Annotated in this window: 15 protein-coding genes; 14 read left to right on the forward strand and 1 reads right to left on the reverse strand. The window is 59.5% G+C overall.

The features are described from left to right. Positions 1–8 precede the first annotated feature (8 nt). The 3 genes from AC1UKS_RS04560 to AC1UKS_RS04570 all read left to right on the forward strand — a co-directional run bounded on the left by AC1UKS_RS04560 (position 9) and on the right by AC1UKS_RS04570 (position 1,648). The gene (locus tag AC1UKS_RS04560; protein WP_013203622.1) at positions 9–326 is read left to right on the forward strand and encodes a PTS sugar transporter subunit IIB; all 318 of its coding nucleotides are present in this window, start codon (positions 9–11) and stop codon (positions 324–326) included. Between the two features lie 87 nt (positions 327–413). Next, a complete protein-coding gene (locus AC1UKS_RS04565; RefSeq protein WP_053143747.1) occupies positions 414–1,187 on the forward strand; it encodes an FCD domain-containing protein in 774 nt (257 codons plus the stop codon). A gap of 5 nt (positions 1,188–1,192) precedes the next feature. Next, positions 1,193–1,648, forward strand: a complete 456-nt coding sequence (locus tag AC1UKS_RS04570; protein WP_265908737.1) for a GNAT family N-acetyltransferase — start codon at positions 1,193–1,195, stop codon at positions 1,646–1,648. On the opposite strand, the gene galR is transcribed toward AC1UKS_RS04570, so the two are convergent. Next, entirely contained in the window at positions 1,649–2,650 is a 1,002-nt protein-coding gene (gene galR / locus AC1UKS_RS04575; protein ID WP_482435964.1) for an HTH-type transcriptional regulator GalR, read from the reverse strand. Between the two features lie 210 nt (positions 2,651–2,860). Here galR and AC1UKS_RS04580 point away from each other — a divergent pair, with 210 nt between their 5' ends. From AC1UKS_RS04580 to lplT, 11 genes are all read left to right on the forward strand, one after another. After that, the gene (locus AC1UKS_RS04580; RefSeq protein WP_482435965.1) at positions 2,861–5,140 is read left to right on the forward strand and encodes a molybdopterin guanine dinucleotide-containing S/N-oxide reductase; all 2,280 of its coding nucleotides are present in this window, start codon (positions 2,861–2,863) and stop codon (positions 5,138–5,140) included. Positions 5,141–5,468: 328 nt separating this feature from the next. After that, the gene (locus AC1UKS_RS04585; protein ID WP_013203616.1) at positions 5,469–7,190 is read left to right on the forward strand and encodes a penicillin-binding transpeptidase domain-containing protein; all 1,722 of its coding nucleotides are present in this window, start codon (positions 5,469–5,471) and stop codon (positions 7,188–7,190) included. Between the two features lie 523 nt (positions 7,191–7,713). After that, positions 7,714–8,844: an efflux RND transporter periplasmic adaptor subunit gene (locus tag AC1UKS_RS04590; protein WP_482435966.1), complete on the forward strand. Its 1,131-nt coding sequence runs from the start codon at positions 7,714–7,716 to the stop codon at positions 8,842–8,844. A gap of 9 nt (positions 8,845–8,853) precedes the next feature. Further along, on the forward strand, positions 8,854–11,973 hold the full coding sequence (locus AC1UKS_RS04595; protein ID WP_265908588.1) for an efflux RND transporter permease subunit: 3,120 nt from the start codon (positions 8,854–8,856) through the stop codon (positions 11,971–11,973). Beyond that, positions 11,973–13,385 carry an efflux transporter outer membrane subunit gene (locus AC1UKS_RS04600; protein ID WP_482435967.1) on the forward strand — a complete coding sequence of 471 codons (1,413 nt, stop codon included), beginning with the start codon at positions 11,973–11,975 and terminating at the stop codon, positions 13,383–13,385. The genes AC1UKS_RS04595 and AC1UKS_RS04600 overlap by 1 nt, the downstream gene beginning before the upstream one ends. Before the next feature lie 160 nt (positions 13,386–13,545). Then, positions 13,546–14,787, forward strand: a complete 1,242-nt coding sequence (locus tag AC1UKS_RS04605; RefSeq protein WP_482435968.1) for an MdtA/MuxA family multidrug efflux RND transporter periplasmic adaptor subunit — start codon at positions 13,546–13,548, stop codon at positions 14,785–14,787. Further along, the gene (locus AC1UKS_RS04610; RefSeq protein WP_482435969.1) at positions 14,784–17,957 is read left to right on the forward strand and encodes an efflux RND transporter permease subunit; all 3,174 of its coding nucleotides are present in this window, start codon (positions 14,784–14,786) and stop codon (positions 17,955–17,957) included. The genes AC1UKS_RS04605 and AC1UKS_RS04610 overlap by 4 nt, the downstream gene beginning before the upstream one ends. Continuing rightward, positions 17,954–21,052 carry a multidrug efflux RND transporter permease subunit gene (locus AC1UKS_RS04615; protein ID WP_482435970.1) on the forward strand — a complete coding sequence of 1,033 codons (3,099 nt, stop codon included), beginning with the start codon at positions 17,954–17,956 and terminating at the stop codon, positions 21,050–21,052. Before AC1UKS_RS04610 ends, AC1UKS_RS04615 begins: the two co-directional genes overlap by 4 nt. Before the next feature lie 5 nt (positions 21,053–21,057). After that, positions 21,058–22,458, forward strand: a complete 1,401-nt coding sequence (locus tag AC1UKS_RS04620) for an efflux transporter outer membrane subunit (RefSeq protein WP_482435971.1) — start codon at positions 21,058–21,060, stop codon at positions 22,456–22,458. Positions 22,459–22,604: 146 nt separating this feature from the next. After that, positions 22,605–24,773 (forward strand): bifunctional acyl-ACP--phospholipid O-acyltransferase/long-chain-fatty-acid--ACP ligase, encoded by a 2,169-nt coding sequence (gene aas / locus AC1UKS_RS04625; protein WP_482435972.1) that lies wholly within the window; start codon positions 22,605–22,607, stop codon positions 24,771–24,773. Further along, entirely contained in the window at positions 24,766–25,977 is a 1,212-nt protein-coding gene (gene lplT / locus AC1UKS_RS04630; RefSeq protein WP_482435973.1) for a lysophospholipid transporter LplT, read from the forward strand. The genes aas and lplT overlap by 8 nt, the downstream gene beginning before the upstream one ends. Positions 25,978–26,002: the final 25 nt, after the last annotated feature.

Here is a 26,002-nt window from a genome sequence, read left to right on the forward strand (position 1 = left end):
GAATGACCATGAAACGTATCGTATTAGCCTGCGCCGCAGGCATGTCCACCTCGATGGTGGTGACGCGGATGGAAAAAGAAGCGGTCGCGCGCGGTCTGGAATACCAAATTTATGCCATTCCCGAGCAGAATCTGCGCGACGAGTTGCAAAACTACGGCCCGGATGTGGTGGCGGTGCTGCTTGGGCCGCAGGTTCGCTTCAAGCTGGAGGAGAACCGCAAGCTGACCGACAGCTATCACATTCCCATCGCGGTGATTGATACCCTGGCTTATGGCACGCTTAATGGAGCAAAAGTACTCGATCAGGCGCTGGCTTTGGTAAACTAGGCAGATTACCTTGCCGACCGCAGCAGGAGAGTGCGCAATTATGGAAAGCACGGTCGGCAGGATGTTTAACGAGCTAAGGGTAAATACGTGGAAAAGGGCGCGGCGGGTCAAGAGAAGAAGCAGTATCAGGAAATCGGACAGCATCTGCGCCAGCAAATTCTCGACGGTCATTATCCCGTTGGTTCACGACTTCCGCCGGAACGAAACATTGCCGAAACCTGGGGCGTCAGCCGCACCATCGTGCGCGAGGCGTTGTTGATGCTTGAGCTGGAAGGGACGGTGGATATCCGTCAAAGCTCCGGCGTGTACGTAATGCGCATTCCTTCTGAAATCAGCAATGAAGAAGAAGCGTTCTTCCGCAGCGACGTCGGCCCGTTTGAAATGCTGCAGGCGCGGCAACTTCTGGAAAGCAATATCGCCGCCTTTGCCGCCAGGATGGCCACCAAAGCGGACATAGAGAACCTGAAGCGCATCCTTGAGCAGGAGCAGAAGGCGATTGCGGTCAACGATGCCAGCCAGGATAACGACAAGATGTTTCACCTGCTGTTAGCGGGCGCGACGCAAAATCAAATGCTGCTGGATACCGTTACCAGCATCTGGCGACATCATGAGAACAACCCGCTTTGGCAGCAGTTGCGCAGCCATATCGAAACCCGCAGCTACCGCCTGAAATGGCTGGGCGATCATCAGACCATCCTTGCCGCGCTGCGTCGTCGTGATGTGATGGGCTCGTGGCAGGCGATGTGGCAGCACCTGGAAAATGTGAAAAAATCCCTGCTGGAACTGTCAGACGCGGATGCCCCAGATTTTGACGGCTATCTGTTTGAGTCGGTGCCGATTTTCCAGGGCAAGCTGGTATGAGCACGCTGAAAATTGTGCCGCTGGCGGAGGCGAAACAGCATATCGACACGGTCACCGACTGGTTATGGCAGGCCTTTGGCAGCGAAAACAGCCGGCCCTTCTTTGCCAGCATTCTGGCCAGCAGCCTGAGCGGGGCGGATCTGCCGATCACCTGGGTAGCGACAGACGGCGACCGGGTGGTGGGAACCGTAGGATTGTGGCGCTGTGACCTGATCAGCCGTCAGGATCTGTCTCCGTGGCTGGCCGCGTTATACGTCGACGAAAGCTATCGCGGGCGCGGATTGAGCGAGCAGTTACAGCAACGTGTGATGGCGGAAAGCCGCCTGCGCGGCGACGAGCAACTGTATCTCTATGCTGCCTGCGCGGATTATTACGAGCGCTTTGGCTGGCAGTATATCGGCGATGCGCTGGATTATCCGGACCGGTCTGTCCGGCTTTACCAGCGATCGCTTGCCGGTTAATCAGTCCGGCGTGCCCACCGAATGACGGCGAACCAGCGTCGGGCTGAACACATTGGTCACTTCTGGCAGCGGCTGATTATTGGCTAACGCCAGCGCCAGCGCGGCGGCCTGTTGCGCCATGGTGACAATCGGGTAACGCACCGTGGTCAGACGTGGACGAACGTAGCGCGACACCAGCACGTCATCAAAACCAATCAACGACATCTCTTCCGGCACCCGCACGCCATTATCACTTAACACCGCCAGCGCGCCGGCGGCCATCGAATCGTTATAGCAGGCGACGGCGGTAAACTGCTTGCCGCGGCCCAGCAGCTCGGTCATCGCCTGTTCACCGCCCACTTCATCCGGCTCGCCCAGCGCCACCAGACGGTCGTTGCACGGCAGGTTATGTTCCTTCAGCGCATCGTAATACCCCTGCAAGCGATCTTCGGTATCGGAAATCGGGTGCGTCGAGCAGATGTAGGCAATGTTCTGATGGCCTTGCTGGATCAGATGGCGGGTGGCCAGCCAGGATCCGTAGCGATCGTCCAGCGCAATACAGCGCTGCTCGTAGCCGGGCAGGGCGCGATTGATCAGCACCATGCCGGGGATCTGTTTCATCAGCGGGATCAGGTCGGCGTCGGGAATTTTTTTCGCGTGGACCACCAGCGCGCCGCAGCGGTGGCGGATCAATTGTTCAATCGCCTGACGCTCTTTTTGCTCATTATGGTAACCGTTACCAATCAGTAAAAAGTTGCCGGTCTCGTATGCCACCTGCTCCACGGCTTTCACCAGCGCACCAAAGAATGGGTCAGAAACATCGCCCACCACCAGCCCCATGGTTTCGGTAGACTGCTGCGCCAGGGCGCGTGCGTTGGCGTTCGGGTGGTATTGCAGCTCATCCATTGCGCTGGTAACGGCCAGGCGTGACGCCTCACTCGCCTTCGGTGAGTTGTTAATAACGCGGGAAACCGTTGCAACGGAAACGCCCGCGAGCCTGGCAACATCCTTTATCGTAGCCATCGGTAAGAGCCTTCCAGGGTAAGCGTTTACATAGCTGTTCAGTGTTGCGGAAAATCCCTGTTACTTCAAGCACACAGAATGCCAGCGGTGTCGCAAAGCTGGATATTTCAGTCCATTCTGGCTGTGAGATCGGCGTGTTTATATTCAGCTTTCCAAAAAAAGGCTATTCTGGCTTTCCACAAAAAAATTGTTTGCCTGCCGGATCGCCATATGACCATTAAAAGAGTGCCGCACCTCGCCCACTGGGGCGCCTTCACTGCCGTCGTCGAAGACGGGAAACTGCTGCGTTGTGAGCCGTTTTTCGCCGATCAGGACCCGTCGCCGATGCTCAACAGCATCCCGGAACTGGTCTATTCGGATAAGCGGATCAGGAAGCCGATGGTGCGCCGCTCGTGGTTAGCCTTGCGTGAGAAAAGCGACCGCACGCTGCGCGGCCGTGAAGACTTTGTTGAGGTCGACTGGGATACCGCGCTGGATCTGGTGGCGGAAGAGAACCGCCGGGTGCGCGATCGCTACGGCCCCTCGGCAATTTTCAATGGTTCTTACGGCTGGTCGTCGGCGGGCCGCGTAAACCACGCGCGTACGCTGATCCGCCGCTTCTACTTTACCGGCGGCGGCGGCATCGATCAGCTGGGTAACTACAGCTGGGGCGCGGCACAATTCTTCCTGCCGTATGTGATTGGCACCTATATGCCGCTGACCGGCCGGGTCACCGACTGGCCAAACGTGGTGGAACACTGCGAAATCTTCGTTGCCTTTGGCGGGCTGGCACTGAAAAACAGTCAGGTTGCCTCGGGCGGTGCCGGCCAGCACAGCCTGAAGCCGGCGCTGCTGGAGCTGGCGGCCAAAGGCACCACGGTAATCAATATCAGCCCGATGCGTGATGACTGCCCGGAGTTTGTTAACGCCGAGTGGATCCCGATCCGGCCGAACACCGACGTGGCGCTGATGCTGGCGTTAGGCTTTGAAGTTGAACGGCTGAACGCGGTGGACAGCGCATTCCTCAGCTCGCATTGCGTGGGGTATCCGCAGCTGCGCAGCTATCTGCTGGGCGAAACCGACGGCACGCCAAAAACGCCGCAGTGGGCCAGCGACATCACCGGCATTCCGGCGCAGCGCATTGAGCAACTGGCGAGGCAGCTGATCGGCAAACGCAGCTTTATTACCTGTTCCTATTCCGTTCAGCGCGCGCACCGTGGCGAACAGCCTTACTGGATGATGATTGCGCTGTCGTCGATGCTCGGCCAACCGGGACTGCCGGGCGCGGGCTTCTCCTTCGGCCATGGCTCGATGAACAGCGTCGGTAACCCGCGCGTGGAAGGGCCGGCACCGATGATGTCGACCGGCGTCAACCCGATTGCCGATTTGGCGATCCCGGTGGCGCGCATCAGCGATATGCTGCTGAACCCTGGCGAGCCGTACCACTTCCAGGGGCAGATGCACACCTATCCGGACATTCGTCTGATCCACTGGGCAGGCGGCAATCCGTTCCACCATCATCAGCAGATTAACCGGCTGGTGGAAGGCTGGCAGCGGCCGGATACGGTGATCGTGCAGGACATTGTCTGGACGCCCGCGGCGAAGATGGCCGATATCGTCTTACCGGTGACCACCACCCTGGAGCGTAACGATATTGGCGGCTCATCCCGTGACCGCTTCGTGCTGGCGATGCATCAGGCGATCAAACCGCAGCACCAGGCGCGTAACGACTTCGATATTTTCGCCGACCTGGCGGATCGCCTCGGCTACCGTGAAACCTTCACCGAAAACCGCAATGAAGCGCAGTGGATCGAACACCTGTATCAGCAGTGCGCGGTGGCTCACCAGCGTAAGGGCATTGACTGGCCGGATTTCGACACCTTCTGGAAGGAAGGGCATGTGGAAGTGCCGCAGGGCGGCAAGCCGTTCGTGTTTATGGAAGATTTCCGTCAGGATCCGCTTGCCCATCCGATCAAAACCGCCAGTGGCAAAATTGAGCTGTTCAGCGAAACCATCGCCGCTTATCAGCTGCCCGACTTTGCCCCACATCCGGAATGGCAGCCGCCAAGAGAGTGGCTGGGTGCCGAGGTCAGCCAGCGCTTCCCGCTGCATATGATCTCCATTCAGCCGAGCGACCGTCTGCACAGCCAGATGGACGCCACGCCGTCGGTGCAGGCCAATAAAACCGCCGGGCATGAAACCTTGTGGATGCACCCGGACGATGCTGCCGCGCGCGGCATTGCCGATGGCGATGTGATTGACGTCAGCAACGATCGCGGGCGGATGCTGGCCGGTGTCAGGCTGTCGGATGGTATCAGCCCAAGCGTGGTACTGATTGCCACCGGAGCCTGGTTCGACCCTGGGTTTGGCAAAGCCTGGCAACCCTACGATCGCGCCGGTAACCCAAACGTGCTGACGCTGGATATCGGCACCTCGTCATTAACCCAGGGGCCGAACGCCATGAGCTGCCTGGTGGAGATCAAAAAGGCGAAAGATTGCAAAAGTGCCTAAGAATCACATAGCTGGTTACAGTTTGCGGAGAACTGTTGCGAATGCTGGCTGGCGAGTGACGCGGCCAGATTGCTACAGTCTAAGTCCCAGAGGTATTGATGGGTGAACATCAAAAAGTTTTTATGCTTTGTTTCACCGACCTGCGCAGATGCGCAGGTTTTTTTTGCCTGTAAAACAGGGTTGGCTGGATAACCTGTTGAAAATACGCATAAAGTGCTAAATCCTGCCCCCGTTCACTCACGATCTGAAACACAGTTTCCCTGTTATCTCCCCGGCATTTTTTGTATAACTCCCAGTCAGTTATCCTGTCCTCATCAGTAGAAGATCCATGTCGCGCTTAAAGAAGATACTGGCAAAAGACCAGGCAAAATCACCGTTTCATCCTGTTCGTTTCCGTCTGATCTGCCTCGGGGTGTTCGGCTGTCTGGTTTTGCTGCTGATATGGGTCGGAAATTTACAGCTGTTAAACCATCCGATGCTGGAAAAGCAGGCGGATGAGCGTTCGCTGCGTACCGTCACGCTGCCCACCAACCGGGGGACGCTGCTGGACCGCAACGGTGAGGCGCTGGCGCTGAGCGTGCCGTCGCGCGATATCATTGCCGATCCGCAACGCGTGCTGGAAGCGCATCCGGATTTCACCAGTGACAAGTGGGAGTATCTGGCCCACGCGCTGGATCAACGCCCTGAGCAGATTGCCGCGCAAATCAACGCCAATCCGAAACGCCGCTTCCTCTATCTGGGACGCAAAATCGAGCTGGGCATCGCCAAGGATATCGCCACGCTGCACCTCGCCGGGATCAGTACCGTTTATGACGACAGCCGCTTCTATCCGATGAGCGATGCCACCGGGCCGCTGCTCGGCATTGTCGGCGCGGATAACACCGGGCTGACCGGGTTAGAAAAGGGCTTTGACAAGGTGTTACAGGGCACCGCCGGGGTGGAAAAATACCGCCAGGATGCGCACGGCAATATCGTGGCGATGATCAATTATGAACCGCCGCGTCAGCCACCGACCGTGCAGCTCAGCATCGATAAATTCGATCAGTACACCATGTACACCAAGCTGCGTGACGGCGTGTTGTTGAACAAGGCCGATTCCGGTGCCGCGGTGCTGATCAAAATTGATACCGGCGAAATCCTCGGCATGGCGTCCTACCCGTCGTTTAACCCGAATAACTTCGTCAATGTTTCCGCCAACCAGATGCGCAATACCGCCATTAACGACAGCTACGAGCCGGGTTCCACGGTGAAGCCGCTGGTGGTGATGGAAGGGCTGATCCGCAAACTGGTTCGCCCGGATTCGGTGCTGGATACCACGCCATACCGGGTTAACGGCCACCTGATCCGCGACGTTGGCCACTGGCCGCGCCTGACCATGACCGGCATCCTGCAGAAATCGAGCGATATCGGCGTGTCGCACATCGCGCTGGCGATGCCTGCCGAAGTGCTGGTGAATACCTTCAGCTCGTTCGGACTGGGGAAGCCGACCGGCCTCGGGCTGACCGGTGAAAGCGTTGGCTACTTCCCGCTGCACCGTGAGCGCTGGGCGGATATCGAACGTGCCACCTTCTCGTTTGGCTATGGCCTGCGCGTAACGCCGTTACAGATTGCCCGTGAATATGCCACCCTCGGTTCCTTTGGCATTTATCGCCCGCTGTCGATCACCAAAGTCACGCCGCCGGTGATCGGTAACCGCGTGGCCGATGAAGAAACCGTGCGTTCGGTGGTGCATATGATGGAGAGCGATGCGCTGCCGGGCGGAAGCGGGGTGCGTGCGGCGGTGCCGGGCTATCGTCTGGCGATTAAAACCGGTACGGCGGAGAAGATGGGCGACAGCGGAAAATATGACGGCGGCTATATCAACTACACCGCCGGCGTGGCGCCCGCCAGTAATCCGCAGGTGGCGCTGGTGATTATGATTAACCACCCAACCGCAGGCGATCACTTCGGTGGCTCGGTTGCCGCGCCGGTGTTCGGTAACATCATTGGCCCGGTCCTGAAGCATATGAACGTTGCGCCGGACGCGTTGTACTCCACCCACAGCGATTAATCCTTCAGGCGATGCAGAGCAGCACTCTGCTCTGCATCCCACACGCTCCCTCAACAGTGTTAACCCTCTCAACCCTCTCAACAGCCTTAACTGCCTCAACACGCTGATACCTTCTCTCATGCCCCGATGCTCAGCCGGATAGCGCACAAAAGCTTGGCGATTTGCCGAACTTGCTCACATCTCTTAACCGACTCTTTGCACTCCCTAAACAGCCATTACCGTGCTCGCACGGTAAGGTAAGCCATCACGATCCGACACCGCATTCCGTCGGCGCGTGCCAGCCCCTCTCACTGTTGGTAGCGCTGAAAGGGGCGCATTCAGTCCCAAAAAAGAGCACAAAAGGAATCGTTTGCGCGCCCGTCAGGAGGGGATTAAGCACGGAAAGCTTATCGGTAGCGTTTTGATAAATAACTTAGCGCAAACTTAACACTTCTCACCGGGTGACCTCCCTATAATTGCCCTCTTTGGTGAGAATAATCACTCTCATTATTATTTCATTTCCCTTTCACCTTGAGAATTCACCATGCGCTTAAAGCTCCTCTCAGCCAGCCTGATTTTCTTGCTGGCAGCCTGCGACCAGAATGCCTCGCCCGGTGCTGCCAGCAATGCGCCGACGCCGGTTGGCGTCACCACGATGAAAAGCGAGCCGGTGACGCTGTTCACCCAGTTGCCGGGACGGACCACTGCCGTGCGGACGGCCGAAGTTCGTCCGCAAGTCAGCGGTATCATCCTTAAACGTTTGTATACCGAAGGCGCGGAAGTGAAAGCCGGGCAGCCGCTGTATCAGATCGATCCGGCCACCTATCAGGCGGCGTATGACAAAGCGCAGGCGACCTTAACCAATGCCAGCAAGCTGGCGCAGCGCTATAAACCGCTGGCGGCGGCGCATGCCATCAGCGGCCAGAGCTATGACGATGCGGTGGCTGCCGCGCGTGAAGCGCAGGCGGATCTGGAAACGGCGCGGGTGAATCTCAATTACACCGAGGTACGCGCGCCGATTAGCGGGCATATCGGCCGCTCGCTGTCGACGGAAGGCGCGCTGGTGACCAACGGTCAAACCAGCTACCTCACCACCATTCAGCAACTGGACCCGATCTATGTCGACGTCAGCGAATCCTCGCAGGATCTGCTGCGTCAGCGTCGCGCGCTGGCCGACGGCAGGCTGAAGCAGGTTGGCGAGAATGCGGCAGCGGTGAAGCTGATTCTGGAAGACGGCTCGACCTATGCCGCGCAGGGCAAGCTTGAGTTCTCGGAAGTGACGGTGGATGAGGGAACCGGCAGCGTGACCATGCGCGCGTCATTCCCGAATCCGAAAAGGGTGCTGCTGCCGGGCATGTTTGTCCACGCCAGCTTCCCGCAGGGCGTGGCCGATAGCGGCATCCTGGCACCGCAGCCGGCAATCATGCATGACACCAAGGGCAATCCTTACGTCTTTGTGGTCAATGCGGATAACACCGTGGCGCAGCAAACCATTACCACCGGCGAGATGATCAACGGCAAATGGCTGGTGACGTCCGGGTTGAAAGCGGGCGACCGGGTGATCGTCGATGGCTTACAGAACGTCCGCTCCGGCGCGAAGGTCAATGCCAGTGAAAGTCAGGACAAAGCCGCGCCTCAGGCCAATCTGTCCACCACCGATCCTTCAGCGCAGTAAGGAAATCTGATGTCTAAATTCTTCATTGAACGCCCCATCTTTGCCTGGGTGGTGGCGATCATTGTGATGCTGGTCGGTGGATTATCCATCCTCAAGCTGCCGATTAACCAGTATCCCAATATTGCGCCACCGGCGATTTCGGTGCAGGTCACCTACCCTGGCGCCAGCGCCGAAACCGCGCAGAACACCGTGGTGCAGGTTATCGAACAGCAGCTGAGCGGCATCGATAACATGCGCTATATCGAGTCGCAAAGTAACAGCGACGGCAGCGCCACCATCATCGTCACCTTCGATCAGGGCACCGATCCGGATATCGCCCAGGTTCAGGTGCAGAACAAGGTGTCGCTGGCGGAATCTCAGCTGCCGACCGAAGTGACCCAGCAAGGGATCAACGTGCGTAAGTATCAGGCCAACTTTATGTTGGTGGTCAGCCTGATCTCGACCAACGGCAAGATGAGCAACGGCGACCTGGCCGACCTGCTGGTGTCAAAGCTGGAAGATCCGATCTCGCGCACCAAAGGCGTGGGTGACTTTATGGTGATGGGCTCGGAATACGGCATGCGTATCTGGGTCGACCCGGCCAAACTGTATAAGTATCAGCTGATCCCAAGCGATGTTTCTACCGCCATCACCCAGCAGAACGTGCAGATTTCCAGCGGTAAGCTGGCGGGCCTGCCGACCATTCCGGGGGCGAAATTCAGCGCCACCATCATTGGCAAGACCCGTCTGCAGTCGGTGAAAGAGTTCGAAAACATCCTGCTGAAGGTCAATCCGGACGGCTCTCAGGTGCGCCTGCGTGACGTGGCGAAAGTGGATTTGGGGCCACAGGATTACAGCATTTCCGCGACCTATAACGGCAAACCGTCTGCGGGTATGGCGCTGCGTCTGGCCAGTGGTGCCAACGTGCTGGATGCGATTAACGCGGTGCGCGCCACCGTGGACGGCATCAAAGGTTCGCTGCCGGACGGCGTGCAGGTGACCTTCCCGTACGACACCTCGCCGGTGGTCAGCTCGTCGATTGAAGAAGTGGTAAAAACGCTGTTCGAAGCCATCGCGCTGGTGTTTGTGGTGATGCTGGTGTTCCTGCAAAACCTGCGCGCCACGCTGATCACCACCATGGTGGTGCCGGTAGTGCTGCTGGGCACCTTCGGCATCCTGTCGGCCTGCGGCTACACCATCAACACCCTGACGATGTTCGGCATGGTGCTGGCCATCGGGCTGCTGGTGGACGATGCGATCGTGGTGGTGGAAAACGTCGAGCGCGTGATGCACGACGAAGGACTGGATCCCAAAGCCGCCACGCTGAAATCGATGGAGCAGATCCAGGGCGCGCTGTTTGGTATCGCGCTGGTGCTGTCGGCGGTGCTGCTGCCGATGGCCTTCTTTAGCGGATCGACCGGGGTTATTTACCGCCAGTTCTCAATCACCATCGTCTCGGCGATGGCCCTGTCGGTGCTGATGGCGCTGATCTTCACCCCGGCGCTGTGCGCCACCATCCTGAAAGCGGGATCGGCGGATCACAAAACCCAGGGGCTGGCGGGCTGGTTTAACCGCAAGTTTGACAGCGGCACGCTGCACTACAGCAACAGCGTCGGCCATGTGATCGCCAAGCGTAACCTGTTCCTGGTGATCTATCTGCTGCTGGTGGTGGCCACCGGCTATCTGTTCACCCGCGTCCCGACCTCATTCCTGCCGGATGAAGATCAGGGCGTGATGATGATGCAGACCACGCTGCCCGCCAACGCCTCCAGCGAACGGACGCAGCAGGTGCTGGATGATATTCAGTCCTGGCTGCTGAAGAACGAGCCGGAAGTCAGCTCGGTGTTCTCACCGAACGGTTTCAGCTTCTCCGGGCGCGGGGAAAACACCGCGATGTCCTTTGTGCTGCTGAAACCCTGGGCGCAGCGTAACAGCGACCAGACCGTGCAGAAGCTGGCGCAGCGCACCATGGCGCACTTCGGCTCGCTACAGGACGCCAAGGTGTTTGCCCTGGTGCCGCCCGCGGTAATGGAACTGGGCAACGCCACCGGCTTTGACTTCTTCCTGCAGGATACCGACAACAAAGGCCATGAAGCGCTGATGGCCGCCCGTAATCAGTTCCTCGGCATGGCCGCGCAGGACAAGCGCCTGATGGCGACCCGTCCTAACGGCATGGAAGATGAGCCGCAATACCATCTGATCATTGATGACGAGCGGGCGAGGGCGCTGGGCCTGAGTCTGGAAGACATCAACGACACGCTCTCCACCGCGTGGGGTTCAACCTACGTGAACCAGTTTATCTACCACGGCCGCGTGAAGAAGGTCTATCTGCAGGGCAACGCCGGTTCGCGCGTGACGCCTGAAGATTTGAACAAGTGGTACTTCCGCAACACCAGCGGCGAAATGGTGCCGTTCTCGGCCTTTGGCAGCGGCAAGTGGGAATACGGTTCGCCGCGTTACGAGCGCTTTAACGGCATCTCGGCGGTAGAAATCATGGGCTCACCGGCTGCGGGCTACAGCTCGGGCGATGCCACCAAAGCCGTGGAAGAGATTGCTGCCAAACTGCCGGCGGGCTTCAAGGTGCAGTGGCATGGCCTGTCGTATGAAGAGCAGAGTTCCGGCTCGCAGACGCCCGCGCTGTATACCATTTCCATCCTGGTGGTGTTCCTGTGCCTGGCGGCGCTGTACGAGAGCTGGTCGATCCCGTTCTCGGTGATCCTGGTGGTGCCACTGGGCGTGCTCGGCACCATTCTGGCGGTGCTGATGCGCGGGCTGGAGAACGACGTGTTCTTCCAGGTGGGGCTGTTGACCACCGTCGGGCTGGCGGCGAAAAACGCCATTCTGATCGTCGAGTTTGCCAAAGAGCTGCACGAGAAAGAGGGCAAAGGGCTGGTGGAAGCGGCGATGGAAGCGGCCAAACTGCGTATCCGTCCAATCATCATGACCTCAATGGCCTTTGTGCTTGGCGTACTGCCCCTGACGATCTCCAGCGGCGCGGGCGCAGGGAGCCAGCACTCGATCGGCACCGCCGTGGTCGGCGGGATGATCACCGCCACCTTCCTCGCCATCTTCTTCGTGCCGATGTTTTACGTCGTCGTGGCGCAACGCTTCTCAGGTAAGAAAAAAACGCATATTGAGGTGAAGAAATAATGTTACGCAAGACGTTAACCCTGGCCGCGCTGCCGATGGCGATGATGCTGGTGCTCAGCGGCTGTACCATGGAGCCGAAGTACCAGCGCCCGGCGCTGCCGGTGGCGGCAGATTACGGCCAGCAGGGCAAGGATCAGGCCGGAAACGGCGCGGATATCAGCTGGCAGAATTTCTTCACCGATCCGGTGATGAACAAGCTGATTGCGCTGTCGCTGGAAAATAACCGCGACCTGCGCGTTGCCGCGCTGAATGTCGACGTGGCCCGTTCGCAGGTGCAGATTGACCGGGCCGCATTGCTGCCCTCGGTCGACCTCAGCGCGTCGCAGACCGCCGCGCATCTTCCGGGCAATCTGTATAACACCGCCTCAACCGGCCCGGTGACCTACCATGAGTTGAATACCAGCCTGGGCGTCACCGCCTGGGAGCTGGATTTCTTTGGCCGCCTGCGCAGCCTGCGTGACCAGGCGCTGGAAAGCTACCTGGCCACCGCCGCCACCCGGCGCGCCACGCAGATCAGCCTGATCTCCGAAGTGGCGTCCGGCTATCTTTCGCTGTGTGCGGATAACGAGCTGCTGAAGCTGGCGATGGACACGGTGAAAAGCCAGCAGGATTCGTACAATCTGACCAGGCGTAGCGTGGATGGCGGCGTCAGCAGCGACCAGGATCTGGTGCAGGCGGAAACCTCGGTGCGCACCGCTCAGGCGGACGTAGCGTCTTATACCCGTCAGGTGCGTCAGGACGTCAACGCGCTGGCGCTGCTGGTCGGCACCAATCTGCCATCGGACATGCTGGCCAATGCCCGCCTGAACAAAGACTGGCACTTCCCGGCGACGCCATCCGGTCTGCCTTCGGACCTGTTGACCCGTCGTCCGGATATCATCGCGGCGGAGCATGAGCTGAAAGCGGCGAATGCCAACATCGGCGCGGCGCGTGCGGCGTTCTTCCCCAGCATCAGCCTGACGGCCTCCGGCGGATCGACCTCCAGCAGTCTCGGGCATCTGCTGGAGGGCGGCACGGCGGCCTGGTCATTTGGGCCGAGCATTAACCTGCCCATTTTTGACGGCGGCGTGAATTCGGCGAACCTCGATATTGCGCATTTACAGAAGCGAATTGAAATTGCCGACTACGAGAAATCGATCCAGACGGCATTCAAGGAAGTGGGCGATGCGCTGGCCGGACAGGACACCTACAAAGATGAGCTGACGGCCAGAGAGCAGGATGAGCAGGCGAATCAACGCAACTATGACTTCGCCCATATCCGCTATCAGCAGGGAGTGGATAACTATCTCAACGTGCTGGTGGCGCAGCGTTCACTGTATGCGGCGCAGCAATCGCTGATAACCACTCAGTTGGGACGGTTGAACCAGCAAATAACACTGTATAAAGCGCTTGGGGGTGGGTGGAAATCATGATTTCCTTGATTTCCTTACGAAATCCTTACGCTCTGAGGATGGAATTTAATCACCCCCCTCGCTCATAATAGCGTCAGGCCAGTTTTGCTGGCCTGACCTTTTTCAGGCGTGGGCAACGGCCCCGTTGAACCCTTTGCCTCACTTGACTCCACAGAGCCTCATGACCCCAACGACTTCGAAAACCTCATCCTCCCGACGTAAAAAAATCATTTTACTGATCCTGGTCATCCTCGTTGCCCTGCTTGCCTGGCGTTTCTGGCCGCACGGGGGTGGAGAAGCGGGTGGTCCTGGTGGACCGGGAGGGCATGGCGGTATGCGTGGGCCGGGCGGTCCGGGCATGATGGCCGGTGCAGTGACGCCGGTGCATGCCGGCGAGGTCACGACGGCGGATGTTCCAGTCTATCTGACTGCGTTAGGTACCGTGGTGGCTAACTCGACGGTGACGGTCACCAGCCGGGTCGACGGACAGTTGATCAAGGTGCTGTTTACCGAAGGGCAAAAGGTGGAAGCAGGGCAGGTGCTGGCGCAGGTCGATCCGCGCAGCTATCAGGCCACGCTGGCGCAGTATCAGGGTGATTTAAGCCAGAATCAGGCGCTGCTGAAAAGTGCCGAACTGACGCTGGCGCGTTACCGCAAGCTGTTTGCCCAGGACTCGCTGGCTCGCCAGGATCTGGATACGCAGATTGCCACCGTCGGCCAGTATGCCGGCACCATCAAGGCCGATGAGGCACAGATTGCCGCCGCTAAGCTGAACCTTGAGTTCACCAAAATCACCTCACCGATTGCCGGTCGCGCCGGTTTACGCCTGGTCGACGCGGGCAATATGGTGCACACCACCGATACCACCGGTATCGTCACCATCACCCAGACCCAGCCTGCCACCGTGACCTTTAGCGTGCCGCAGAACAACATTCCTGTTCTGCTGAAGTCGCTGCACAACGGCCAGAGCCTGCCCGCCACCGCCTTCGATCAGGATGGCAACGCCGAGCTGGCCAGCGGCAGCGTGCAGTTTATCAGCAACCAGATTGATACCAGTACCGGCTCGGTGAAGCTGAAAGCGCTGTTTGTCAACCAGGACGAGACGCTGTATCCCAACCAGTTTGTTAACCTGCGGCTGCAAACCGGCACCCTGAAACAGGCGACGGTGATCCCTGCTCAGGCCCTGCAGCTGAGCAGCGACGGCAGCTTTGTCTACGTGATCAATAAAGACCAAACGGTGACCCGCAAGGCGGTTAAAACAGGCCCAACGCTGGGGGACACGCTGCAGGCGATCCTCTCGGGCGTCAGCGCGGGTGAGCAGGTGGTCACCGAAGGGATCGATCGCCTGAGCAACGGCAGCAAGGTGAAAGTGGTGACCGCCGCGGAAACCAAAACCGCCAGCGGGAGCGCGAAAGCGCAATGAATCCCTCTCGCATCTTTATCGAACGTCCGGTTGCCACCATTCTGCTGATGGTGGCGGTGCTGCTCTCCGGCATCTTCGCCTACCGCTTCCTCTCCACCTCGGCGCTGCCGCAGGTGGATTACCCGACCATTCAGGTAACCACGCTCTATCCTGGGGCCAGCCCGGACGTGATGGCGTCGTCAGTGACCGCGCCGCTGGAACGCCAGCTGGGGCAGATGGCGGGCCTCAGTCAGATGGCCTCCAGCAGCTCCAGCGGTTCCTCGGTGATCACCCTGAAGTTCTCCCTCGACCTGTCGCTGGACGTGGCCGAGCAGGAAGTGCAGGCGGCGATCAACGCCGCCGACAGCCTGTTGCCGTCCGATCTGCCGAACCCGCCGACCTATAAAAAGGTGAACCCGGCGGATACCGCGGTGATCACCCTGGCGGCCAGTTCGGACACCCTGCCGCTGATCAAAGTGCAGGATCTGGTCAATACCCGCGTGGCGCTGAAGCTGTCACAGATTTCCGGCGTCGGTATGGTGACGCTGGCGGGCGGACATCAGCCGGCAATCCGCGTACAGATGGACCCGAAAGCGCTGGCGGCCCACGGGCTGACGCTTGCAGACGTCAATACGCTGATCGGCAACAGCAACGTTAACGGCTCGAAAGGCGGATTCGACGGTCAGTATCACTCGGTCACCATCGACGCCAACGACCAGTTGCGCACGGCCGAAGAATACGGCAACCTGATCCTGACGTATCAGAATGGCGCGGCGCTCAGATTGCACGATATCGCCACCATTCAGGAAGCACCGGAGAACACCTTCCAGTCGGCGTGGGCCAATAATTCCCCGGCGATTGTGATCAGCGTGCAGCGCCAGCCCGGCGCGAACGTGATCTCGGTGGTGGATGCGATCAAAGCGCAGCTGCCAACGCTTCAGGCCGCTTTGCCGGATGGCGTCAAGGTGCAGATCCTCTCCGACCGCACGCAGACCATTCGGGCCTCGATCAGCGACGTCCAGTTTGAGCTGATGCTGTCGATTGCGCTGGTGGTGATGGTCACCTTCCTGTTCCTGCGCAACGTGGCCGCCACGCTGATCCCCAGCATTGCCGTGCCGCTGTCGCTGGTCGGCACCTTTGGCGTGATGTACCTCGCCGACTTCAGCCTGAATAACCTGTCGCTGATGGCGCTAACCATTGCTACCGGCTTTGTGATTGATGATGCGATTGTGGTGGTGGAGAACATCTCGCGCCGGCTGGAGCAGGGCGAAACCCCGATGCAGGCCGCGTTGAAAGGCTCGGCGCAGATCGGTTTCACCATCATCTCGCTGACCTTCTCACTGATTGCGGTGCTGATCCCGCTGCTGTTTATGGGCGATGTGGTCGGGCGCTTGTTCCGCGAGTTCGCTATTACCCTGGCGGTGTCGATTCTGGTGTCGATGGTGGTTTCGCTAACGCTGACCCCGATGCTGTGCGCCTATCTGCTGCGCCATATTCCCGAAGAGCGGCAGAGCCGTTTCTACCGTAAAGGCGGCCAGTTCTTTGACAAGCTGATTGCCGGTTACGATCGTCTGCTGACCATCGTGCTTAATCATCAGCGGCTGACGTTGCTGGTGGCGCTGGCGACGCTGGTGTTTACCGGACTGTTATATCTGGTGATCCCTAAAGGCTTCTTCCCGTCGCAGGATACCGGGTTGATCCAGGGCGTCACCGTCGCCTCGCAGGATATCTCGTTCAGTGAAATGGCTAAACGTCAGCAGGCGCTGGCGGCTATCGTGCTGAAAAACCCGGCGGTGGAGAGCCTCTCATCCACCATCGGCATTGACGGCACCAACACCAGCCTGAACAGCGGACGGTTGCAGATTAACCTGAAGTCGTTTGACCAGCGCGATGAGCGCGCAGACCAGGTGATTGCCGAACTGAAGCAGACCACGGAGAGCGTGCCGGGTATCCAGCTGTATATGCAGGCGTCGCAGGATCTGACGGTAAACGATCAGGTCACGCCGGATCAGTATCAGTTCTCGCTGGATGATGCCGACAGTGAAAATCTGGTCAGCTGGTCACCAAAACTGGTGGCGGCGCTGAAACAGCGGCCGGAGTTCAGTTCGGTGGTCAGCAATCTGCAGGATCAGGGCCAGGTAGCCTACGTCGAACTGAACCGCGATGCGGCAGCACGCTATGGCATCACCGCCGCGGATGTCGATACCGCGTTATATAACGCCTTCGGCCAGCGCCTGGTATCGACCATCTTTACCCAGTCGAATCAGTACCGCGTGGTGCTGGAAGTGGCGCCGAAATATCAGCAGTCTCCGGCCTCGTTTGAGGATATTTATCTGGCGCCGGCCACCAGCAGTTCGGATACGGATTCGACCACCACCAGCACCAGCACCACGTCGACCAGCGACAGCACCTCAGGCACCACCGCCAGCACCACCGGCATGGTTAAGCTGACGTCGATTGCCACCATCCATCAGCGTATCGGCTCGCTGACCCATATGCGCCTGAATCAGTTCCCGGCGGTGACCGTCTCCTTCAATCTGACGGACGGTTACTCGCTGGAAGATGCGCAGAAAGCCATCGCAGAAACCCAGAAAAGCCTGGCACAGCCGTCAAGCATCACCCTGCGTTATCAGGGGGAAACGGCGGCGTTCCAGAGTGCGACCAGCAATACGCTGTGGCTGATCCTCGCCGCGCTACTGACCATGTATGTGGTGCTCGGCATTCTGTATGAAAGCTTTATCCATCCGGTGACCATTCTGTCCACGCTGCCGTCCGCGGCGGTGGGGGCGTTGCTGACGCTGCTGCTGTCGGGCACCGAATTCAGCCTGATAGCGTTAATTGGGGTGATCCTGCTGATCGGCATTGTGAAAAAGAACGCCATTATGATGATCGACTTCGCGCTGGACGCGGAGAAGAATCAGCATCTCAGCCCGCGTGAGGCGATCCATCAGGCCTGCCTGCTGCGTTTCCGCCCGATCCTGATGACCACTATGGCGGCGCTGCTGGGTGCGCTGCCGCTGATGCTGGCGTCCGGCTCTGGTGCGGAACTTCGCCAGCCGCTGGGGCTGGTGATCGTTGGCGGATTGATCTTCAGCCAGGTGCTGACGCTGTTCTCCACCCCGGTGATTTACCTGTGGTTCGACCGCATGGCAGAGCGTAGCCGTCGCAGAATGCGTAAGGTTCGCGGATGAATATCACACGGCTGTTTATCTTCCGGCCGGTCGCCACGCTGCTGCTGACCATGGCGCTGCTGTTGCTGGGCGCACTGGGTTACCGGCTGCTGCCAGTGGCACCGCTGCCGCAGGTGGATTTCCCGACCATCATGGTGACGGCGAAGCTGGCGGGTGCCAGTCCGGAAACCATGGCAGCCACGGTGGCCACCCCGCTGGAGCGATCGCTCGGGCAAATTGCCGGCATCACCGAGATGACCTCCAGCAGTTCGGCGGGATCGAGCAATATCATTTTGCAGTTCGATTTGAGCCGGGACATCAATGGTGCCGCGCGTGACGTGCAGGCGGCGATCAATGCCGCCCGCAGCCTGCTACCCAGCAGCATGGCGTCGCTGCCGACCTACCGTAAAGCCAACCCGTCCGACGCGCCAATTGTGATGCTGGCGCTGACCTCCACCACCCGCACCAACGGCGAGCTGTACGATATTGCCGACAGTAAAATCGACCAGAAGATTGCCCAGGTGCAGGGCGTCGGCGATGTATCGCTGATGGGCAGTGCGCTGCCGGCGGTCAGAATCGATCTGCAACCGCAGATGCTGACGCACTTCGGCGTGTCGATGGATACGGTGCGCGAGGCGATAGCCAACAGCACCACCAATCTGCCAAAGGGGATGTTGCAGGGCGAGCACCAATCCTGGGTGGTGGACAGCAACGGCCAGCTCGATAAGGCCAGCGAATACCGCAAGCTGGTGGTCAGTTATCAGGACGGCAGGGCGATCCACCTCAGCGATGTCGCCACGGTGTATGACTCGGTTGAGGACAAATACAACGTCGGTTACTACAACCAGACGCCATCGGTGATGATTGGCGTGACCCGTCAGGCGGGTGCCAATATGCTGGAGACCATTGATGCGATCAAGGCGCAACTGCCGGCGCTGGAGAAGGATCTGCCGGCGGACGTGGCGCTGAAAATTGTCGTCGACCGCTCGCCAAACGTTCGCGCCTCGCTGTACGACACCGAAGAGACGCTGCTGATTGCCGTGCTGCTGGTGATCGGCGTGGTGTTCGTTTTCCTGCGCAACGTGCAGGCGGTGTTGATCCCGGCGCTGGCGTTGCCGGTGTCGCTGATTGGCACCTGTGCGGTGATGTATATGCTCGGCTACAGCCTTGATAATCTGTCATTGATGGCGCTGATTATCGCCACCGGTTTTGTGGTTGACGATGCGATCGTGGTGCTGGAAAACATCACCCGGTATATCGAAGAGGGGATGAGCCCGGTGCGCGCTTCGTTAAAAGGCGCGCACGAGGTGAGCTTCACCGTGCTGTCGATGACGCTGTCGCTGGTGGCGGTGTTTATCCCCATCCTGTTGATGGGCAGCATTGTCGGGCGGCTGTTCCGCGAATTTGCGGTGACGCTGACGGTGTCGCTGATAATCTCAATGCTGGTTTCGCTAAGCCTGACGCCGATGCTCTGCTCACGGCTGCTGAAATGCCGACCGGCGGTCACCAAACGTCCGCACCCGGTATATCAGTGGATTGAGAACGGCCTGAACCGGCTGCTGGCGGCGTATTCCTCGGCGCTGGACTGGGTGATGCGTCACCAGCGGTTGACGCTGTTCAGCCTGATCCTGACGGTGCTGCTGAATCTGTTCCTCTATTCGGTGGTGCAGAAAGGGTTCTTCCCCAATCAGGATACCGGCCTGTTGATGGGCATGTTGCGGGCCGACCAGAACGTCTCTTATCAGGCGATGAAGCCCAAATTACAGCAGTTCGCCAAAATGATTGAGCAGGATCCGGCGGTGGATGGCGTGATGGCGTCGATGGGCAGCGGCGCGTTCGGCTCGCGCAACACCGCTAACTTTTTTGTGCATCTGAAAGATTTCGACAAGCGTGATGCGACCGCCACCGAAGTAGCCAATCGCCTGAGCGGCAAATCGGCCAATATCCCCGGCGTGCAGCTGTTCCTGATGGCGGCGCAGGATATTCATATCGGTGGACGCAGCGCCAACGCCTCTTATCAGTACAGCCTGCAGGCGGACGATCTCGATACCTTGCGCATCTGGACGCCGAAGGTGAAAGCCGCGCTGGAAGCGATCCCGCAGCTCACCAGCGTCGACTCTGATGCCCAGACCGGCGGCCAGGAAGTGATGATCACTATCGATCGCGATCGGGCCAAACGGCTTGGCGTGGATGTGAATATGCTGGATACGCTGCTCAACAACGCCTTTTCACAGCGGCAGGTCGCCACGCTGTATAAAACGCTTAACCAGTACCATGTGGTGATGTCGGTGCAGGATGCCTATACCCGCGATCCGCAGATGCTGGAGAACATGTTTGTGGTCAACGACGAGGGTGCGCAGGTGCCGATCTCGGCCTTTGCCAGCTTCAGTGGGGCGAATGCGCCGCTATCGGTGGCGCATCAGGGACAGTCGGCGACCAGCACCATCGCTTTTAACCTGGCGGATGGCGTCTCGCTGGAGCAGGCGTCGGCATTAATCAAAACGGCGATGGCGCAGATTGCGCTGCCGGACAGCATTCAGGCGGGTTTCCAGGGCACGGCGAAAGCCTTTGCCGGCCTGTCCGCCTCGATGCCGTGGCTGATCCTCGCCGCGCTGGCGGCGGTCTATATCGTGCTGGGGATGCTGTATGAAAGCTATATCCATCCGCTGACCATCCTGTCGACCTTGCCGTCGGCGGGCGTTGGCGCGCTGCTGCTAATGTTGCTGACGGGCACCCAGCTGACGGTGATCGCGCTGATTGGCATTCTGCTGCTGATCGGCATCGTGAAAAAGAACGCCATTATGATGATCGACTTTGCGCTGGCGGCCGAGCGTAAGCAGGGACTGTCACCGCAGCAGGCGATCACCCAGGCCTGCCTGATGCGCTTCCGCCCGATTATGATGACCACGCTGGCCGCCTTTTTTGGCGCGCTGCCGCTGGCGTTGGGCAGCGGCGGCGATGCCGATTTACGCAGTCCGCTGGGGCTGGCGATTGCCGGCGGCCTGGCCTTAAGCCAGCTGCTCACTTTATTCACCACTCCGGTGGTGTACCTCTATCTTGATCGCGCCAGCCGGGCCACGAAACGCCAGTGGGCCCGCCTGCGTCATGCTGAATAATGATAATGAAAATGACTAAACTGACTCCTGTTTTGCTGGCGCTGATCCTGAGCGGCTGTGCCGTTGGCCCTGATTACCATCGTCCGACCGCCAGCGTGCCCAGCCAGTACAAAGAAGCCAAAGGCTGGCAACAGGCCAGACCGCAGGATGCGGACAACAAAGGCGCGTGGTGGGCGGTTTACCACGATGAAACGCTGGCCGGGCTGTTGCAGCAGGTGTCGATTTCCAACCAGAACGTCGCGCAATACGAAGCGCAATATCGTCAGGCGCAGGCACTGGTGTCGGGATCCCGCTCGGATCTGTTCCCCAGCGTGACCGGAACCGGCGCTTCTACCCGCAGCGGCAGCGCCAGTAACACCACCACCGGCTCGGGCCGCACGGTCAGCAACAGCCACTCGCTGGAAGCCAGCGCCAGCTGGGAGCTGGATATCTGGGGCAAGCTGCGTCGCACGCTGGAAGAGAACAAGGCCAGCGCGCAGGCCAGCGCCGCCGAATTAGCCAACATCACCCTAAGTGCGCAGTCCGAACTGGCGCAGGATTATTTCCAGCTGCGGATTATGGATCAGCAGATCGCCCTGTATCAGCAAAGTGTCGACGCCTATCAGCGCTATCTGAAGGTGATCGACAACAAATACCAGTCCGGCAGCGAATCCCGCGCCACGTTGGCGCAGGCGCAGGCCCAGCTGGAAAGCGCCCGGGCGTCCGCGCTGGATCTGACCTGGCAACGTGCGCAGACCGAACATGCCATCGCCATGCTGATTGGCAAAACCCCCGCTGAATTCAGCCTGCCTGCCGCACCGCTTACCGCCACGCTGCCGACCCTCCCGAACGCGCTGCCGTCCGAGCTGTTGCAGCGCCGTCCGGATATCGCCTATGCCGAACGTACCGTGGCTTCGGCCAATGCGGCGGTGGGCGTGGCGATTGCCGGTTACTATCCAGACCTGACCCTTGGCGCCACCGGCGGCTTCTCCAGCTCCACCTTCAGCAATTTGCTCTCGCTGCCCAACCGCGTCTGGTCATTAGGGCCGGAGCTGAGCGGCACGCTGCTGGACTTTGGTGGCACCTCGGCGAAAGTCGATCAGGCCCGCGCCGCCTATGATGCGGACGTGGCAAGCTATCGCCAGGCGGTGCTGACCGGCTTCCAGGAAGTGGAAAACTATCTGGTTGAGCTGAACACTCTGCAGGACGAGATGCTGGCGCAGCAGCGGGCGACCGATGCGGCGAAGGAGTCTGCGCGCGTCACCTATAACCAGTATCAGGCCGGGATGATTGATTATCTGGATGTAGCGACCACCGAGAACACCAGCCTCAGCTCACAGCAGAGCCTGTTGTCGCTGCAAAGCACGCAGTGGGTTGCCAGTGTCCAGCTGATTGCCGCGCTGGGCGGCGGCTGGCAGGACCGGTGATGGCAAAGCGTGCGGAAGGCCTTTAAACCCGATGTGAAGCCGGTTCCATCCTGACCTGTTTGAGGACTATTTTGCCTGCAGAGCATTGAGTTGTGGCGCTGGATACTGCATCGTTAGAGCCAACTTTTTTATGCTAAGGAGTTGGCATGCTATTTAAAATTTTCCGCCTGCTGTTTCGCCTGTGCTTCGGCACACGCCTGCAGGGCGATCTGTCTGGATTATATAAAGAAAAAGTGCTGATTGTGCCCAACCACATGTCGTTTCTCGACGGTGTGTTGCTGGCCGTTTTCCTGCCGGTAAAACCGGTGTTTGCCGTTTACTCGTCGGTCAGTCAGCACTGGACGATGCGCCTCGCCAGCAAAATGGTCGATTTCGTGCCGATGGATCCGACCAGGCCGATGTCGATCAAGCATCTGGTGAAGATGATAAGCCAGGGCCGCCCGGTGGTGATCTTCCCGGAAGGCCGTATCACCGTGACCGGCTCGCTGATGAAAATCTACGACGGTGCCGGTTTTGTGGCCGCAAAATCCCAGGCTACCGTGGTGCCATTACGTATTGAAGGGGCGGAATATACCCCTTTTGGTCGCCTGGCCGGCGTGTTTAAGCGCCGTCTTTTCCCGCGCATCAGCCTGACCGTATTGCCGTCCACCATTATCCCGATGCCGGATGCGCCAAAAGCGCGCGATCGCCGCAAGCTGGCAGGCGAGCATCTGCATCACATCATGATGGAAGCCCGTATGGCGGTGCGTCCACGCGAAACCCTGTATCAGGCCTTTCTGTCTGCGCGTACCCGGTATGGTTACTTCAAACCGGCGATCGAAGACGTTAATTTCACGCCTGACAGCTACACCGGCCTGCTGAAAAAATCCCTCGGCGTCGGCCGTATTCTGGAGCGTTATAGCGCGCCAGGAGAATATATCGGCCTGCTGTTGCCTAATGCGACGGTTACCGCGGCGGCGATCCTCGGCGCATCGATGCGCGGCCGCATCCCGGCGATGCTGAACTATACCGCCGGCGTCAAGGGCGTCAGCAGCGCGCTGAAAGCTGCGGAAGTGAAAACGGTCTTCACCTCCCGCCAGTTCCTCGACAAAGGCAAGCTGTGGCATCTGCCGGAAGAGATTACGCAGGTGAAGTGGATCTTCCTTGAGGATCTGAAAGACACCGTCACCACTCAGGACAAGCTGTGGATCCTGCGCCATCTGCTGATGCCGCGTCAGGCCGAAGTGAAGCAGCAGCCGGAAGATGCCGCGATGGTGCTGTTTACCTCCGGTTCGGAAGGCAACCCGAAAGGCGTGGTGCACTCCCATAAAAGCCTGTTGGCCAACGTTGAGCAGATCAGAACCGTGGCGGACTTCACGCCGCGCGACCGCTTTATGTCCGCGCTGCCGCTGTTCCATGCTTTCGGCCTGACGGTGGGGCTCTTTACCCCGCTGATGACCGGTGCGCAGGTGTTCCTCTATCCCAGCCCGCTGCATTATCGCATCGTGCCGGAACTGGTGTATGACCGTAACTGCACCGTGCTGTTCGGCACCTCCACCTTCCTCGGCAACTATGCGCGCTTTGCCAATCCGTATGATTTTGGCCGGCTACGCTACGTTGTTGCGGGTGCGGAGAAATTACAGGAAGGTACGCGCCAGACCTGGATGGACAAATTTGGCATCCGTATTCTGGAAGGCTATGGCGTGACCGAGTGCGCGCCGGTGGTGGCGATTAACGTGCCGATGGCGGCGAAAAACCATACCGTTGGCCGCATTCTGCCGGGCATGGATTCACGTCTGATTTCGGTGCCGGGCATTGAGCAGGGCGGTTTGCTGCAGCTGCGCGGCCCGAACATTATGAAAGGCTATCTGCGGGTGGAAAATCCTGGCGTGCTGGAAGCCCCACAGGCCGATAACGGTGAAGGGCAGATGGAAGCCGGCTGGTACGACACCGGCGATATCGTCAGCTTTGACGATCACGGCTTCTGCCAGATCCAGGGCCGCGTGAAGCGCTTTGCCAAAATCGCCGGGGAAATGGTCTCGCTGGAAACGGTTGAGCAACTGGCGCTGAAAGCCTCGCCAGAGAAGCAACATGCCGCCTCAATGAAGCCGGACGGCAACCGTGGCGAAGCCCTGGTGCTGTTCACCACCGACAGCGAACTGAGCCGCGATGGGCTGCAGAAAGCCGCGCGTGAACTGGGCAGCCCGGAGCTGGCGGTGCCACGAGACATTCGCTTCCTCAAGCAGCTGCCGTTACTGGGCAGCGGTAAACCTGATTTCGTCACCCTGCGCAGCATGGCCGAAAATCCAGAGGTCGCGGAGAACGCCAATGGCTAACCCCACCAACCCTCAGGGGCTGATGTCGAAAGGGATGATGGCGGTGATTGCCGCCCAGTTCCTCTCCGCTTTTGGTGATAATGCGCTGCTGTTTGCTACCCTGGCGGTGCTGAAGCAGCAGGTCTATCCCGACTGGAGCCAGCCGGTGTTGCAGATGGTGTTTGTTGCCACCTACATCATTCTGGCGCCGTTCGTCGGCCAGATGGCCGACAGCTTCGCCAAAGGTCGGGTGATGATGTTCTCTAACGGCCTTAAGCTGCTGGGCGCGCTGACCATCTGCTTCGGCTTTAATCCGTTTCTCGGCTACAGCCTGGTCGGCGTCGGCGCGGCGGCCTATTCGCCGGCAAAATATGGCATTCTCGGTGAGATCTCCGGTGGCGATACGCTGGTGAAAGCCAACGGCCTGATGGAGTCGTCGACCATTGCCGCCATTCTGCTGGGATCGATTGCCGGTGGCGTGCTGGCTGACTGGAACCTGACCGGCGCACTGGTGGCCTGCGTCGCGGCCTATGGCCTGGCGGTCGTCGCCAATACCCTGATCCCCAAACTGACGGCAGCCAGGCCCGGCCAGTCGTGGCATCCGGCAAAAATGTCGGCCAGCTTCTTCAGCGCCTGCCGCATCTTGTGGCGCGACGGCGAAACCCGCTTCTCGCTGGTCGGCACCAGCCTGTTTTGGGGCGCAGGCGTCACGCTGCGCTTCCTGCTGGTGCTGTGGGTACCGGTAGCGCTGGGGATTACCGATAACAAAACCCCGACCTTGCTGAATGCCATGGTCGCCATCGGTATCGGCTTTGGCGCGGGTGCCGCAGCGAAACTGGTGACGCTGAAAAACGTCGGCCGCTGTATGCCGGCTGGCGTGCTGATTGGTGTGGCGGTGGTCTTTTTCTCGCTGCAACACACCACCACCGGCGCTTACGGCCTGCTGATCGTGTTGGGCATGTTGGGCGGATTCTTTGTGGTGCCGCTGAACGCGCTGCTGCAAATGCGCGGTAGAGAGAGCGTTGGCGCGGGCAATGCGATCGCCGTGCAGAACCTCGGTGAGAACAGCGCGATGCTGCTGATGCTGGGGCTTTACTCGCTGGCGATCAAACTTGGCGCGCCGCCGGTGGCGACAGGGGTGGGATTTGGTGCGCTGTTTGCGCTGGCGATTGCCGTGCTGTGGGGATGGCAGCTGGCGCAGAAACGTCACAAGCAAAGCGTATAGTTCAAGGAAGGCAGTGTCGTCACGG

It is taken from the genome of Erwinia sp. AK-PDG3-5 (genome assembly GCF_056821705.1).